This window comes from Aliinostoc maniaoense, from assembly GCF_058172895.1.
The window spans coordinates 3002991-3017288 of the sequence record NZ_CP187952.1 but is presented as its reverse complement, the minus strand read 5'-3'; the positions used below and the strand labels follow the sequence as shown (position 1 = coordinate 3017288).

Sequence of the window (14298 nt, the reverse complement as noted above, 5' to 3'; positions counted from 1 at the left end):
AACTGTTTACTGATTTAACTCCCCTACAACATTAACTTAATCAGTATCTTCCTGGGGATTAACTGCTAAAAACGCCACTTTAGCGGCTGCTTGTTCGGCGGCTTTAATAGAGCGTCCTTTGCCTTCACCTAGTTTTTTATCATACAACCAGACTTCTGCCATAAAGCGTTCTTGAGCGCGGTTGGCTTGATTGACTTCTACAACCCGATATTCTGGTAAAACTTTGAATTGGGCTTGTGTCCACTCTTGTAGGGCAGCTTTATAGTTGAGTCTAGCGGGATCGAGGCGAATTTCTGCGGCTAGCTGGCGAAAATGGGGATCTAACCACGGGCGAATTAATTCTAAATTATTAGTGCTGAGGTAAAACGCGCCTAAAACAGCCTCAAAAGCATCTGCTAGCCGTGATTCTTGCCCAACTTTATCACTGGTGGCACTGCCAGCCACGAGTAAATGTAACTCTAAACCATATTCTCTGGCTAATTGGGCGAGAATGCGATCGCTCACCAAGACTGAACGAATAGCCGCAAAATCTCCCACAGGGCAATCTGGATAAGTTTCCCATAAAATCACAGCCGCCGCTAATCGTACCACTGCATCACCAACAAACTCTAGTTGTTCATAATTAGCGGAATCGGAAACTGTAGAATGAGTCAAAGCTAAGTCTAGTAATTGCCATTTAATCGGTGCAGTAGTTGGCAAACCTAACTTTCTTACTAAGCTTTCAAGCTGTCGCTGACGACGTGGATAAACAAGGCTCATTAGTTATTAAATATTGATCATTAGTAGGACTTATAGCAATTCGTAATTCGTAATTCGTAATTCGTAATTCGTAATTCGTAATTCGTAATTCGTAATTCGTAATTCCGCTACGGGGAAGCAAGCTACGTAATTCGTAATGGACTTCTTCCGAGACGCTGCGCGTAGCTTGCTTCCAGAAAGTGGTACAAAGACAGCTATTAAGAAAGTCAGATACCATCTGGTTTTCAAGCTTTGCATCTGTTACTTAACTTTGGAGAATTGATATTAAGCAATCACTACGAAAATTAAGGTATTGAGATTGCTTCTCTACCGTCGCAATTACGAAGATACGTTAGAGTTGCGTAAGTCCTGAACAGTGGCAATTAGTTATTAGCTATTAATCAACAGTTGATAGTCGTTAAATTTGACTCTCCGAATTTTAGATTTTAAATTTTGCGGAAAGTCTGAGCGGAGGTTTCCTCCGAACAGAACTTTACAAGACGGATTTGGGATTGAATCTAAAATTTAAAATCCCAAATCTAAAATTGATTGATTGGTGCAGTCAATCTAAAATCTAAAATCCAAAATCTAAAATTGGCTGACTATGGACTATTGACTAAAGGAGGAGAGAGTTGGTAGTAAGCCGGGTTCTGTTTTCTATGTAGATTGCTCTACAAGAAGGCGGTTATCTATCTGGGACGTTTGTTACCAAACGCCTCTAGCGGCTCTTTGTTGGCGGAACTGGTAAAAGACCAACCATAGTTCCTCCGGCCTTGCTCCCAACCGGGGTTTACCGAGCCAACGCCTCTCGACGTTGCTGGTGCGCTCTTACCGCACCTTTGCACCCTTACCAAAATAGAGTTCAAAATCTCAAACCCATCATCCAAAATTATTAATTTTGAATTTTGAATTTTGAATTTTGAATTGTTTTGGCGGTATCTTTCTGTGGCACTATCCTCACGATCGCTCGCACTGGACGTTATCCAGCAAGTCTGGTCTTTGGGGAGTCCGGACTTTCCTCAAACCAGCATTCACTGATCTGCAACCGCCTACGCCTACTCTCTCCCTAACTCCAGTTTAGTCCCCGATGATATCATAATGTGCTGTTTGATTATTTCTTTTTATTCCAAGGTAGGGCGTAAGTCCACGGTAGTTTTTTGACGGTGAAGGGACAATCAATAATGCAAATGGGGGGGTATTCTGAACCAGGAGCGATACCTGCTCTGATTTCTGAGAGGCGTAATACTAGTTGTAGAGAAAATTCTATTTCTTTACCTCTATTCATAAAGTCGCCATACAACTTTTTCTGGGGTGGCCCTCCTTTTTTTAAGCCGCCAATATCAACTATGGGTTTTTTGACTGTGTAAATCCCAGTTTCTTTATCCCGTCCAAATAAATCTTCGGCGGTAATTGACTCTGATAAAGACCTTTTAGGCACAATCAAGCTAGGGCTTTGGGGTAAAGCTAAGTCACGGGTTAAATCGGGTGATTTTCTGATAACTCGACAGGATTTATTGTTAAGAATTAAAGAGCTATTATCCCAATCTACATAGATAGCGAGATTATCAGATTTATTATCGATACTCATGGATAGTTCCTTGAGTTCGTCCATCGGATCTGAGGATTTAAATTTAAAGTTAACGCCAATTTTGTCCGCTAAACCTTGTTCTTTGAGGGTGTCATCAACCACTCCTTTTTTAAATTCATATTTAATGCGATCGTCGATGGATTCCACCATCATATTAAAGACGTAAGCAACGCCGATAATATAAATAGTTAATACCACTAAATTTTGGTCATTAGTCGTTGCCATAATTGAGCGTCCAGAATCTCTATAAGATTTTTGTTATGTAAATAAGGGTGTGGGGGTGTAGGGGTGTGGGGGTGTGGGGGTGTGGGGGTGTGGGGGTGTGGGGTGTAGGGGTGTAGGGGTGTAGGGGTGTAGGGGTAGAGGAAGTAAATTCTACCTTGTCTACCTTGTCTACCTTGTCTACCTTGTCTCCCTCCCAATCCCCAATCCCTCCCAATCCCCAATCCCTCAGTCACGCTTGATACTGGTAGAATTTTCTAACCAACCCCGTTGCCAAAATAAAAATAATAAACTAAGCCCGATAAATGCCATAGCTGCTAGACAAAGTGGATACCCCCAATACCAATTGAGTTCGGGCATATTATACGGTGATTTTTCCGTATTGAAATTCATGCCATAGATACCTGCAATAAAAGTTAGGGGAATAAAGATAGAGGAAACTACCGTCAGCAACTTCATGACTTCATTCATTTTGTTACCGACAGCTGAAAGATAGACATCCATCAAGCCAGATGCTAGCTCTCGGTAAGTTTCTACCATATCCATGACTTGGACGGCATGGTCGTAGCAATCTCTTAAATAAATTTGTACTTCTTCACTAATTAATTCACTGCGATCGCGTATTAAAGCATTAATTGCGTCCCGTTGCGGCCAGATAGCACGGCGTAGTTGCAATAATTCTCGTCGTAGTTGATAAATTTTCTGTAGGGTTTTGCGGGTAGGTTTGGCTATGACTTCTTCCTCTAAGTCTTCTAGTTGTTCCCCGTAACGCTCTAAAACTGGGAAAAAACCGTCAATAATGGCATCTAATAAAGCGTAAGCTAAATAATCTGTTCCCTGTCGGCGAATTATCCCTTTTCCTTTCTCAATTCTGAGTCTGACTCCTTCAAAACAATCATGTTCTGGTTCTTCCTGGACTGTCAGGAGGTAGTGTTTCCCTAAAATTAAACTGACTTGTTCACTATAAAAACCATAGGTTCTTTCTTTTGGGACTACCATTCGGGCAATAAATAGTAGTTGGTCATCATAGTCTTCCACTTTAGGACGCTCAGATACATTTACCACGTCTTCTAACACCAGAGGCGATAATTCAAATACTTGCCCCATTCGTTCTAAAATGTCCTGATTACCTAAACCCTGGACATCTACCCAAGAAACAGATTCTTGATCGAGATAGGTAATACATTCTTCTGGGGTGGCTACCTGTTGACGAATAACATTAGTTTGGTTGTAGTCAATCAAACATATTGTCGGTGGTGGCGCGTCCGCATCTATAATAATCGTTCCTGGGGGAGTTCCAGGGTAATGATAAAATTCATCTCTCCGTGATTTAGTGGAATCTTGGCGACGCAGTTTTTTGAGCATTCTAACCATGCACTATGATTCCCTTATTTCTTTAATTTGTAATGGTTCTAGAGGCTCAATAGGAGGTAGACATAGGTGTTCAAATTCACGCAATGTAGTTTGATTAATTAGGCCAGTTTCGTGTAGGTCTTTTGCTGTTTCATAAACTGCTTCAAGAATCGCTGATTTCTTCTTCCCCATTAAAAATCACCTCTTTATATTCTGTCACCAGTACAGAAACAAAAAACTCTTTCTTCCCCCTGCACCCTGCCCCCTTGCAGTCTTAACGCAGACTAGACTCCATGCTGTTTAAACCATGCTAGAAGTCGTTTCCAGCCATCTTGGGCTGCTTTCTCTCGGTAAGAAGGGCGATAATCAGCAAAAAAGGCATGGGGTGCATCGGGATAAACGATAATTTCCGACTTGCTGCTACTAGACTGCAACCGAGTACGCATTTGCTCTACTGTATCTAAAGGAATACCTGTATCTTTGCCTCCATATAATCCCAACACTGGAACTTTTAAACTAGAGGCGATATCAACGGGATGCTTTAGTGTTAGTTCAGTATAATTACCGACTAATCGACCATACCAAGCTACACCAGCTTTTACCTTGGGATTGTGGGCTGAGTATAACCAAGTCATACGGCCACCCCAACAAAAGCCTGTAATCGCTAATTTCTCAGCATTACCTTTGGCTGACTTAACAGCCCAATCTACAGTAGCATCCAGGTCAGATAAAACCTGGGCATCTGGTACTTTTCCTACTACTTGACGAATTTCATCGATATTGCTTAACTGAGAAACATTACCTTGACGAGCAAATAATTCTGGTGCGATCGCTAAATATCCCAACTTAGCAAAGCGACGACAGATATCTTGAATGTGTTCATGTACACCAAAGATTTCCTGAATTACCAACACAATCGGAAAATTCTTACCAGTGGCAGGTAAGGCTCTATAAGCTGGAATTTCACCATCTGAGACAGGAATTTTCACCGCACCGGCAACTAGTCCTTGCTTATCGGTAGTAATAACTTGGGCAGAAATAGGTTGTACAGCTAAAGCGAAACCTGTAGCAAGGGTAGCAGTAGCCAGAAATCGGCGACGGGTGATTTCTTTCATCGTCTTTACCTGGAATTACTGAAGATTTATTTTTATTTCCTCAGAAAATGTAAATTTTTGTCAACTAGCCGGGGAAGCATTTTTAGTATTCCTCAAGCACTTCCAGAAAGTCTTGAGTAGGGGTGTAAGGGTTTAAGGGTGTAGGGGTGTAGGGGTGTAGGGGTGTAGGGGTGTAGGGGTAGGCTGTTGACTCTGTACCTTTTTTGGGATTTTGTCCATGCAAAAAATGTGCGTAGTTACGATGGCTGAAACTGTGTTTTGAGAAGGCTTTGAGGCACAAATTAAACATCGCGTACAAAATTACTAAAAACCGCCCAAATTTCAACAAAGTCAACAGCCTAGTGTAGGGGTGTAAGGGTGTAGGGGTGTAAGGGTGTAAGGGTGTAGGGGAAGTAAATTTTCCCTTGTCTCCCTTGTCTTCCCTGCTCCCTGCTCCCTGCTCCCTGCTCCCTGCCCCCTGCCCCCTGCCCCCTGCCTCCTCCAAAGAATCCCTCACCGATGGTGGCGAAAACGGATATAAGCAACACCTAGAATCATTCCTGTTAACTGCATCCAGTAAGCTGGAGTAAATTGGTTGACACCGGATGGGGGAATAGTGAGACTGCCAACACCATAAAATAACTGTTGAATAAACCACCAAAATAAATAAAAATAAGCAGGTAATCGCATAGGAATATAGATAAGAATTAGCGGTAAAACAGTATCTATTTTGGCTTTGGGAAACCTCATTACAAATGCACCCAAAATTGCTGCGATCGCTCCATTAGCCCCAATCAGTGGTACTGTTAAACTCGGCTCTACTAAAATCTGGACTAACCCCGTTAAAACCCCTGCAATTAAATACAATGCTAAATAGCGACCACGCCCTAAAAGATTTTCTACAGTTTTGCCAAATACCCACAAAAATAGCATATTTCCCAATATTTGGCTAAAACTGCCGTGCAAGAAAATAGCAATTACCAAAGAAAATACACTTTTCACCACCACAACCCAAGCCGCCGAATTGACAAATATAGCATTAGTGAGTGCTGAAGTAATTTGTCCTGGAACTACACCAAAGTTGTAAACAAAAGCAGCTAATTGTCCGTTAAGTTCTAGTTGAATTTGCCAGAAAAATATAAAAATATTGATACCAATCAACCAATAGTTGACAATTGGGCGTTTGTAAGTGCGTAAGTTATCACTAATAGGAATCATTTGGGGTTGGGAATTGGGAATTGGGCATGGGGCATGGGGCATGGGGCATGGGGCATTGAACAATTCAATTTTGGATGTTGGATTTTAAATTTTGGATTGGATTTCAATCTAAAATCCGTCTTGGAAAGTTCTGTACGGAGGAAACCTCCGCTCAGACTTTCCGCAAAATCTAAAATCTAAAATTCTATCCCTTGTCTACCTTGTCTACCTTGTCTACCTGCCCCCTGCCCCCTGCCCCCTGCCCCCTGCTCCCCTGCTCCCCGCCCCCTGCCCTTCCTTGTCTTGTTCTCAATCAACACTTCCTCAAACCTATGGCAAGATTGGAATCAGATTGCAATGCACTCAAATAGGTACACTGGATGCTGGGAAATACACTTGTTGGACGATACCAGATTATTAGCCACTTGGGAGGGGGGGGATTTGGTGAAACTTTTGTTGCATTTGATACTCATTTACCCGGTTCGCCTAAGTGTGTTGTCAAAAAGTTGCAACCCCAGTCTCAAGATCCTGGTACTTTAGAGATTGCACGGCGGTTATTTGATACGGAAGCTCAAGTATTATATAAATTAGGCACACACGATCGCATTCCTCAACTTTTGGCTTACTTTGAGGAAGATGCTCAATTTTATCTAGTTCAGGAATTTGTTCCCGGTTATAACCTCAGTCAAGAAATTACACCGGGAAAAACTTACTCTGAAGAAGAAGTAACGACACTGTTACAGGAAATTCTCTCTATCCTGGAATTTGTACAACAGCAAAATGTCATTCACCGTGATATTAATCCCCGTAATATTCTGCGGCGTGAAGATGGTAAGTTAGTTTTGATTGATTTCGGTGCGGTTAAACAAGTCACAACACAGATTTCTACTACCGCAGGGCAAGCTAAATCTACTGTAGTAATTGGTACACCTGGTTATATCCCCGGTGAACAAGCACAAGGCAACCCTAAATTTAGCAGTGATATTTATGCGGTGGGGATAATTGCTATTCAAGCTCTAACTGGTTTATTGACTAGTGAAATAGAACAAGATAGCCAAACTAATGAAATTATCTGGCGTAATCATGCCACAGTTTCACCACAATTGGCTGATTTTATCGATAAGATGGTGTGTTATGATTTTCGGCAACGTTACTCTACAGCTACCAACGCTTTAGCCGGACTACGAGAATTAACTCAGCCGTCATCTCAGACTTTAGGTGTTACCCCCACTTTACCACCACAAAAACCTAAATTTCTGCAAAATAAAAGAGGTATCTTACTCAAGCTTTTATTAGTAATCTTATTAATGGGTGTAACTGCTGTGGCAGCAGTATTTATTATTAATAGTGTTAATGAGAATAATGCTACCCAATTATCTAAAAAAGGCAATACTTTGTTTGAATTACAACGTTATGAAGATGCACTAAAATCTTATCGGCAAGCTATAAATATTAGACCAGATTACCCTGTGGCTTGGTATGGACAGGGCAAAAGTTTGGCGCAATTACAGCAATATGAAAAAGCATTGACAGCTTATGATAGAGCAATTCAACTCCAGCCAGATTATCTGGAAGCTTGGATTGGTAGGGGTTCGGCTCTACAAAAATTGCAGCGATATCAGGAAGCGATCGCCTCTTTTGACAAGGCTTTAAAACTTAATAATAACTCCCCAGAAATCTGGAATAATAAAGGCGAAGTTTTCAGTAAATTAAAACAATATGATAATGCAATTAATGCTTATAATCAAGCTCTAAAGTTAAAAGGTGATGATTATTTGGCTTTATATAATAAGGGTTTAGCACTACAAAATTTAAAACAATATGAGGAAGCGATCGCAGCATATCGAAAAGCTGTAGAAATCAAACCTAATTATGTGGGAGCATGGTATAATTTAGGTAATTCTCTCGTAAATTTAAACCGTTATGAAGATGCGATTAAAGCTTATAATCAAGCCATAAAATACAATCCAAATTATGATGTAGCATCCTTATCTAAAGGGAATATACTAATTATTTTACGACGTTATACAGAAGCAATTGAGGCATTTAATCAAGTCCTGAAAAATAATCCCAATAACTATCAAGCATTGTATGGTAAAGCTTGGTCATTACACCAAAATCAAAATTATGCAGAAGCGATAGAAATTTATAAGCAAGCGGCTAAAATTCAACCAAGAAATTATCAAGTTTGGTATAGCTTGGGCAATTCTCAATATAATTTAGAAAAATACGAGGATGCGATCGCATCTTATACTCAAGCATTACGTTACAAACAAAATCATTATGAGAGTTGGTATAGCCGAGGGAATGCCCTGTTTAGTTTGCAACGTTATAAAGAGGCGATCGCATCTTACAATCAAGCTATTAAATACAAGCCCAATGATCAAGCTGCAATCAATGCCCTCAATGAAGCTCAAGCGCAATTAGACGCAGCTACACCGATGCCTATTGTTGTACCCACTATGCCCAGTCCTGAGTTTACTATCCCTAAACCTGAAAACTGAAGTCTGGAAACCCTTGCACATAGAACTTTTATTCAGTTTAATCAGCATCAGGATCAATACCTAACTCCCGTAATTTCGCAGCAAGTGCAGCTTGACGCTGACGTTCAATTTCTAGTTGTGACATAGCATCATCAGCCCGTTGGCGTTCTTGCTCTGCCCGTTGGCGTTCTTGCTCTGCCCGTTGGTGTTCTTGCTCTGCCCGTTGGCGTTCTTGTTCTACTTGCTCAGAACTCCACAGTAATAAATTACCTGCTGCATCCCACCATCGCAACCAATTTATATTTAACCCTAAGTGAGTTCCCTGCCAAATTCCCAAAAATAAATCTAACTCAGGAATCCAGAAACGTCCTAATTCTGATGGTGTTTGTAAATTATACTGACCATTTTCCAGACGGCGAACTTCTAAAGTCACCTCATAAGGATTAAAAATTACATAGACAGGAACTTGTAATATTTTTTCATAAAAGTAGAGTTTCCCATAAGGAAAGGTGGGACGAATAGAATACTCTGTGTTGTCGCTGTCTGAGAGAAATTCCATCACCACAGCTACAGGTTCACCTTCAATGTGAGGTGTATAGCTGCGACGAATTACCCCTGTACCCACAGGTAAAACACGGGGTACATATAACCAATCGGGTGCTTTAACGACGGTTTTTTGGTTAATATTGGCGACAAGACCAAAATTCGATGCAACTAGCATTTCTGGTTGAATGCGACGAGCCGCATCTAAAGCATCTGTTAATGCAGCCGCAAGAGAAGGCTGTTGAAGATTTTCCACAGGATCGTCAGGAAGAATAAAGTCGTCTGGGAGTTTTTCCCAAGTCACTATAGGCGTTTGGCGTTGGGGTGTAGCTAAAACCATAATGATAAAAAATTATCGCTGGTGCTTTTATCAAGCTAATTGACGCGATGTGCAACTTATTTTTCAAACCCCTCTCCAAAGACGCGGAGCGGCTACTCGTTAGAGTACCTCTCCTCTGCAACTGTAGAGACGTTGCATGCAACGTCTCTACTTTGATTCTTGCTCCCCTTCCCTTGTAGGGAAGGGGTTGGGGGTTAGGTTTAACAGAAAGCTGCACACGGCGTTAATTTTTAATATTTTACATTGCTTTTCAGGTGCATAAACTAGCAGCACTATACAAAATTAATTACCCACTAATACCTACGATTTTGGCGTAATCGAATACGTTCAATACCGTAAAAGATAATAAATATCACCAATAACAATTGCCCAAATTGTAGAATCGGATCAAGCCGCCATCCCTGAAAAATGAGAATAAAACCACATAATAATCCCACTGCTCCAAACAAGATATCTTCATCTCTTGAGAGTTCTGGACGCACGACACGCAAAAAATAAAGTGCTGATGCCGCCGCAGCTAGGAAAATTCCTAAAATACTGGCTGAGTTAGTACCGAAATTCACCTGAGCTAAAATGTAAACTGAATTAAAAATATTAACCATAATTGACAATGATACTTTTTAGTTTTTATTTAACTACGTTGGCGAATACAATCAATTACAAAAAATGTAGCTGTTACAACTAATAGAAGTTGCCCAAACTGTAAGATAGGGTCTAGTCGCCATCCTTGAAATATTAATATCCCACCACAAATCCAACCAAATTGAGCCAAAAGAATATCATGATAACGGGCAAGGTGTGGTTTAAATAAGGCTAAAGAACACAACAATGCTCCACCAAAATATACAAAAATACCCAGAATAGATGCGGAGTTAGTACCGAAATTAACTTGAGCAATTAAATTTGTGACACTAAATACAAAATTATACATATAACTAAAATAATCACATGGTTAAATCATCAAAAAATATTTAATAAAATTGCTATTAAACCTATAATAATGGGAGCAACAAAAGGAATTAACCCAATTACAGATGCAATTTTGATTGATTGGTAAGATTTTAGATGAAGTTGCCCAGGGTTAACTTTTGATTGATATGTATTGATATTATTAATATTTTCTTTGGGAATGTATCCTAAATTGAAAGGTTGAGTTGATGGTACAGGATGAGCTAATAGCTGAATATCCTGAAATACCTCACCTACTGATTGATAGCGATCTTTGCGATAGTCGTAGCGCACCATTTTATTCAGAATAGCAGCTAGGCGATCGCTCACTTGAGCGTAGTTTTGCCAAAGAACTTCTCCCGTGTTTGGATCTTCCTGTAATTGGGTGGGATGGAGTCCTGTTAGTGCTTGAATCCCAATCATCCCCAGTGCATAAATATCACTATTCGGGCGTGGTTTACCTTGTCCTTGTTCAGCCGGCATATAACCAGGAGTACCAATAGCTACGGTAGCAGTCATTTGACTTTGATTTGTCACCATCTGCGATCGCACTTGCTTCACAGCACCAAAATCAATCAGCACTAATTTATCGTCTTTTTGCCGTCTAATTAAATTATCAGGTTTAATATCTCGATGGATCACACCGTAACTATGTACAAAATCTAAAATATTTAAAACATCTTGTAGCATTTCTACAACTTGGCTTTCACTCCAGCGTTGAGTATGACTGATTTCAGTACTGAGTGGTTTTCCTTCTATAAAATCTTGTACTAAGTAAAATTCTTTATCCTCTTCAAAGTAAGCCAAAGGGCGGGGAATCTGATTATGATCTCCCAACTTTTCTAAAGTTTCCGCCTCAGTGTAAAATAATCTCCTAGCAATTTTCAGGTAGTTAGGATCATCACTAGCAGGCTGAAGACGCTTAACAACACATTTAGGATTACCAATGCGCCGTGTATCTTCAGCAATATAGGTTTCTCCAAATCCCCCTGCACTGAGAACTTGGATAATTCGGTAACGCCCATCGAGTAACTGTCCTAACATGACAAGGCTAGTATTTGTTTCTAGCAACTATATTAAACAATCTTAAATTAACGGTTATTGCTAAGAACTTTAGTCCTTCTTTTAGAGCTAAAGTCCTTAGTATAAACCTTTAATTAGTAATATTAAGGATAGTCAAACACTACACGACCACCTGGCCGCCAATCTACATGAATAAAACCTCTGTGCATTCCTCTACCTAATCCTGTGCAGTCAGAAGCACGACAGATTTGTAAAAGCTTGCCAAAATTGCCATCAGAAGGTGCAATATCAAGAGCTAAACCATTAATATGCTGAGAATAGCGTGCGCCGCCTATACGACGATTAACAATAGGAGGACGATAGGCAGAATTGATGGCAATGGGAAGACCATATTTATCACGAATTTTACCAAAGCCTTTAGCGGCTTTAATAATGTTGTTAATTACTGTTTTTGACTCTGGGTTTCTTTCAGGATCACATCCTTTAGTGACTTCTCCCCAAGTTAGCGGGATTCCAGCAACTATCAGTTCGTTGGCGTAAACGGTTTCTCCAGTCACTAATTTTAAAGAACGACCTGTTTTAGTACCTACACTTGAAGTAGGTAATGGTTGTAATTGCTGGGTTTGTTCTTCATTAGTTTGATGGTTTTCTGCTATCTCTAATAAGGTAGCCGCAGTAGTCGGCCCTAATAAATCAGGAGAATCTAGCCAAACACTTTCTTTAAATTCTGCGAATGCTTTTTGGGTTAATTCGCCGACAATACCATCAATTTTACTTTTATATAACCCTTTTTGTTGGAGTAAAGTTTGAATTTCTTTGATAAGTTCAGGATCAGCTTCAGTGAGTTTAACAGTGTTATTAGTAGATTGAAATTTTTCTAAATTCGGATATTCCACAGCAGAATCTGACATAGATGCGTCTCCTTGAGTTATGGATTTTGATTATTCTGGAGTGATTTATTAACCTCATGACGAGGAACACTCATAAATAACAGCAATTCCGACAACAATTTTGCAATTAAACTTGATTTTTTGAGTAAACTATCAATCTCTCTCAACCAGAAACGGATTTTGGGTAGTTATCGTTTTTTCGGTTACTAGTATTATTGACTAGTTACTATCAGCTAGTATAACGCTGTAAATTATACATAAAGCATTCCTCAACTAACCGTTACAATGGATTAAATTAGTATTAAATCTTACGGCTGTATGTTGACATCCCGCCAGTTTGTAGTCAGGACTTCAGTCCTGATAATTTGGTGAGACAAGTATCGGTGAAATGGATAAGAAAAATATAATTTTCTGGAAGTCGCCAAGAGAAAGCCCAATCTAAGAGATAATGCTGCCTACAGGATGCAGTAAAATTAATCCTTTAGATAGAGGAGGGCAAAAAGATGACCCGTGTCATCATCGTGCGCCACGGACAAAGCACATATAACACCGAAAGACGCATTCAAGGGCGCACTGACGTATCAACGTTAACGGAGAAAGGTCGTAGTGATGCCAGTAAAGTAGGCAAAGCCCTCGCTAATATTGCCTTTAATGCGATTTATAGCAGTCCACTCCAGCGAGCTAAACAGACGGCAGAGATTATTCATAGTCAGTTAGCAGCTAATTCTGGCAAGTCTGCCGTTGTGCAAACTTCTGAACTTTTACTGGAAATTGATTTGTCATTGTGGGCAGAAATGCTCTCTAGCGATGTGCAGCAGCAGTTTCCCGAAGATTATCGAATTTGGCATGAACACCCCGACCAATTCAAAATGTTACTGAATGACGGGGAGCAAACACGAGAACATTTCCCTGTACTGTCTTTGTATGAACAAGCGCGGCAGTTTTGGCAGGAAATCTTACCTCATCATCAAGGTGACACTATTCTCATCGTTGGGCATAATGGCATCAATCGCGCTCTGATTAGCACAGCCTTGGGTATTCATCCCAGCCGCTATCATTGCATTCAACAATCTAATTGCTGCATCAGTGTTTTAAACTTTTCTGGGGGTTTAGGCGAACCAGTACAATTAGAATCGATGAACCAGACGCAACACATGGGGGAAACGCTGCCTTCATTGCGACCAAGCCACCAAGGTGTGAGATTGTTACTGGTACGTCATGGAGAAACTGAGTGGAATCGTCAAACTCGATTTCAAGGGCAAATCGATGTTCCTCTCAACGACAACGGTAGACAGCAAGCCCAAAAAGCCGGAGAATTTCTGCAAAATGTTGCCATTGACTTTGCTGTTAGTAGCACTATGGCACGTCCCAAAGAAACAGCCGAAATTATTTTGCAACATCACCCTGATGTCAATTTAGAGTTGCAAGACGGCTTAAGAGAAATTAGTCACGGACTTTGGGAAGGAAAATTAGAAGTAGAAATAGAGCAAGAATTTCCTGGAGAGTTGCACCGTTGGCGGACAATACCGGCACAAGTACAAATGCCAGAGGGGGAAAATTTACAACAAGTCTGGGAACGTAGTACAGCTACATGGCAAGCAATTGTAGAAACAGCCCTAGAAAATCAACTCCAAACCGGATTAATCGTAGCTCACGACGCTACTAACAAAACCTTACTGTGTCATATTCTGGGTTTATCTGCGGATAATTTCTGGAATTTCCGTCAAGGTAATGGTGCTGTCAGCGTCATTGATTACCCGACTGGACTGAATGGTTTACCAGTATTACAAGCGATGAACATTACCACTCATTTAAGTGGCGGGGTACTGGATAAAACAGCAGCTGGGGCATTATAGGTGATGAAGAATAATAAATAAAC

15 protein-coding genes, 1 other RNA gene and 1 pseudogene are annotated in these 14298 nt (G+C 40.5%); 2 read left to right on the top strand and 15 right to left on the bottom strand.

Going from position 1 to position 14298, the window contains the following annotated elements; genetic code table 11:
• Positions 1–36 precede the first annotated feature (36 nt).
• From rnc to ACPZ3T_RS13225, 10 genes are all read right to left on the bottom strand, one after another.
• On the bottom strand, positions 37–759 hold the full coding sequence (gene rnc / locus ACPZ3T_RS13270) for a ribonuclease III (RefSeq protein WP_490276825.1): 723 nt from the start codon (positions 757–759) through the stop codon (positions 37–39).
• Between the two features lie 30 nt (positions 760–789).
• Positions 790–996 (bottom strand): hypothetical protein, encoded by a 207-nt coding sequence (locus ACPZ3T_RS13265; RefSeq protein WP_490276824.1) that lies wholly within the window; start codon positions 994–996, stop codon positions 790–792.
• Positions 997–1361: 365 nt separating this feature from the next.
• Positions 1362–1801, bottom strand: an RNA gene (gene rnpB / locus ACPZ3T_RS13260) — RNase P RNA component class A.
• A 48-nt stretch (positions 1802–1849) separates the two neighbouring features.
• Positions 1850–2551, bottom strand: coding sequence for a hypothetical protein (locus ACPZ3T_RS13255; RefSeq protein WP_490276823.1), 702 nt, complete (start codon positions 2549–2551; stop codon positions 1850–1852).
• Positions 2524–2772, bottom strand: a complete 249-nt coding sequence (locus tag ACPZ3T_RS13250) for a hypothetical protein (protein ID WP_490276822.1) — start codon at positions 2770–2772, stop codon at positions 2524–2526. The genes ACPZ3T_RS13255 and ACPZ3T_RS13250 overlap by 28 nt, the downstream gene beginning before the upstream one ends.
• A 4-nt stretch (positions 2773–2776) precedes the next feature.
• Entirely contained in the window at positions 2777–3913 is a 1137-nt protein-coding gene (gene corA, locus ACPZ3T_RS13245) for a magnesium/cobalt transporter CorA (protein ID WP_490277212.1), read from the bottom strand.
• A gap of 12 nt (positions 3914–3925) precedes the next feature.
• On the bottom strand, positions 3926–4093 hold the full coding sequence (locus tag ACPZ3T_RS13240) for a hypothetical protein (RefSeq protein ID WP_490276821.1): 168 nt from the start codon (positions 4091–4093) through the stop codon (positions 3926–3928).
• A 92-nt stretch (positions 4094–4185) separates the two neighbouring features.
• Positions 4186–5016 carry a dienelactone hydrolase family protein gene (locus ACPZ3T_RS13235; RefSeq protein WP_490276820.1) on the bottom strand — a complete coding sequence of 277 codons (831 nt, stop codon included), beginning with the start codon at positions 5014–5016 and terminating at the stop codon, positions 4186–4188.
• An 82-nt stretch (positions 5017–5098) separates the two neighbouring features.
• The gene (locus ACPZ3T_RS13230; RefSeq protein ID WP_490276819.1) at positions 5099–5512 is read right to left on the bottom strand and encodes a hypothetical protein; all 414 of its coding nucleotides are present in this window, start codon (positions 5510–5512) and stop codon (positions 5099–5101) included.
• Positions 5509–6213 carry a rhomboid family intramembrane serine protease gene (locus tag ACPZ3T_RS13225; protein WP_490277211.1) on the bottom strand — a complete coding sequence of 235 codons (705 nt, stop codon included), beginning with the start codon at positions 6211–6213 and terminating at the stop codon, positions 5509–5511. The genes ACPZ3T_RS13230 and ACPZ3T_RS13225 overlap by 4 nt, the downstream gene beginning before the upstream one ends.
• A 359-nt stretch (positions 6214–6572) precedes the next feature.
• Here ACPZ3T_RS13225 and ACPZ3T_RS13220 point away from each other — a divergent pair, with 359 nt between their 5' ends.
• Positions 6573–8696: a tetratricopeptide repeat protein gene (locus ACPZ3T_RS13220; protein WP_490276818.1), complete on the top strand. Its 2124-nt coding sequence runs from the start codon at positions 6573–6575 to the stop codon at positions 8694–8696.
• 37 nt (positions 8697–8733) lie between these two features.
• Here the strand turns inward: ACPZ3T_RS13220 and ACPZ3T_RS13215 are convergent, their stop codons facing one another.
• From ACPZ3T_RS13215 to ACPZ3T_RS13195, 5 genes and pseudogenes are all read right to left on the bottom strand, one after another.
• Positions 8734–9558, bottom strand: a complete 825-nt coding sequence (locus tag ACPZ3T_RS13215) for a Uma2 family endonuclease (protein WP_490276817.1) — start codon at positions 9556–9558, stop codon at positions 8734–8736.
• 311 nt (positions 9559–9869) lie between these two features.
• Positions 9870–10160, bottom strand: a pseudogene (locus tag ACPZ3T_RS13210) (Ycf66 family protein); the annotation flags it as partial.
• 29 nt (positions 10161–10189) lie between these two features.
• Entirely contained in the window at positions 10190–10489 is a 300-nt protein-coding gene (locus ACPZ3T_RS13205) for a Ycf66 family protein (RefSeq protein WP_490276816.1), read from the bottom strand.
• 29 nt (positions 10490–10518) lie between these two features.
• Entirely contained in the window at positions 10519–11577 is a 1059-nt protein-coding gene (locus ACPZ3T_RS13200; protein ID WP_490276815.1) for a protein kinase domain-containing protein, read from the bottom strand.
• Between the two features lie 95 nt (positions 11578–11672).
• Positions 11673–12440 (bottom strand): D-Ala-D-Ala carboxypeptidase family metallohydrolase, encoded by a 768-nt coding sequence (locus ACPZ3T_RS13195; RefSeq protein WP_490276814.1) that lies wholly within the window; start codon positions 12438–12440, stop codon positions 11673–11675.
• Between the two features lie 482 nt (positions 12441–12922).
• Here ACPZ3T_RS13195 and ACPZ3T_RS13190 point away from each other — a divergent pair, with 482 nt between their 5' ends.
• Positions 12923–14275, top strand: a complete 1353-nt coding sequence (locus ACPZ3T_RS13190; RefSeq protein WP_490276813.1) for a histidine phosphatase family protein — start codon at positions 12923–12925, stop codon at positions 14273–14275.
• The last annotated feature ends 23 nt before the right edge of the window (positions 14276–14298 follow it).

What these genes read in the sequence shown, in the direction of transcription:
- ACPZ3T_RS13220 (WP_490276818.1), top strand. Translation starts at nt 6,573, where the DNA reads ATGCTGGGAAATACACTTGTTGGACGATACCAGATTATTAGCCACTTG.
- ACPZ3T_RS13225 (WP_490277211.1), bottom strand. Translation starts at nt 6,213, where the DNA reads ATGATTCCTATTAGTGATAACTTACGCACTTACAAACGCCCAATTGTC.
- ACPZ3T_RS13190 (WP_490276813.1), top strand. Translation starts at nt 12,923, where the DNA reads ATGACCCGTGTCATCATCGTGCGCCACGGACAAAGCACATATAACACC.
- ACPZ3T_RS13255 (WP_490276823.1), bottom strand. Translation starts at nt 2,551, where the DNA reads ATGGCAACGACTAATGACCAAAATTTAGTGGTATTAACTATTTATATT.
- corA (WP_490277212.1), bottom strand. Translation starts at nt 3,913, where the DNA reads ATGCTCAAAAAACTGCGTCGCCAAGATTCCACTAAATCACGGAGAGAT.
- ACPZ3T_RS13235 (WP_490276820.1), bottom strand. Translation starts at nt 5,016, where the DNA reads ATGAAAGAAATCACCCGTCGCCGATTTCTGGCTACTGCTACCCTTGCT.
- ACPZ3T_RS13205 (WP_490276816.1), bottom strand. Translation starts at nt 10,489, where the DNA reads ATGTATAATTTTGTATTTAGTGTCACAAATTTAATTGCTCAAGTTAAT.
- rnc (WP_490276825.1), bottom strand. Translation starts at nt 759, where the DNA reads ATGAGCCTTGTTTATCCACGTCGTCAGCGACAGCTTGAAAGCTTAGTA.
- ACPZ3T_RS13215 (WP_490276817.1), bottom strand. Translation starts at nt 9,558, where the DNA reads ATGGTTTTAGCTACACCCCAACGCCAAACGCCTATAGTGACTTGGGAA.
- ACPZ3T_RS13265 (WP_490276824.1), bottom strand. Translation starts at nt 996, where the DNA reads ATGCAAAGCTTGAAAACCAGATGGTATCTGACTTTCTTAATAGCTGTC.
- ACPZ3T_RS13240 (WP_490276821.1), bottom strand. Translation starts at nt 4,093, where the DNA reads ATGGGGAAGAAGAAATCAGCGATTCTTGAAGCAGTTTATGAAACAGCA.
- ACPZ3T_RS13195 (WP_490276814.1), bottom strand. Translation starts at nt 12,440, where the DNA reads ATGTCAGATTCTGCTGTGGAATATCCGAATTTAGAAAAATTTCAATCT.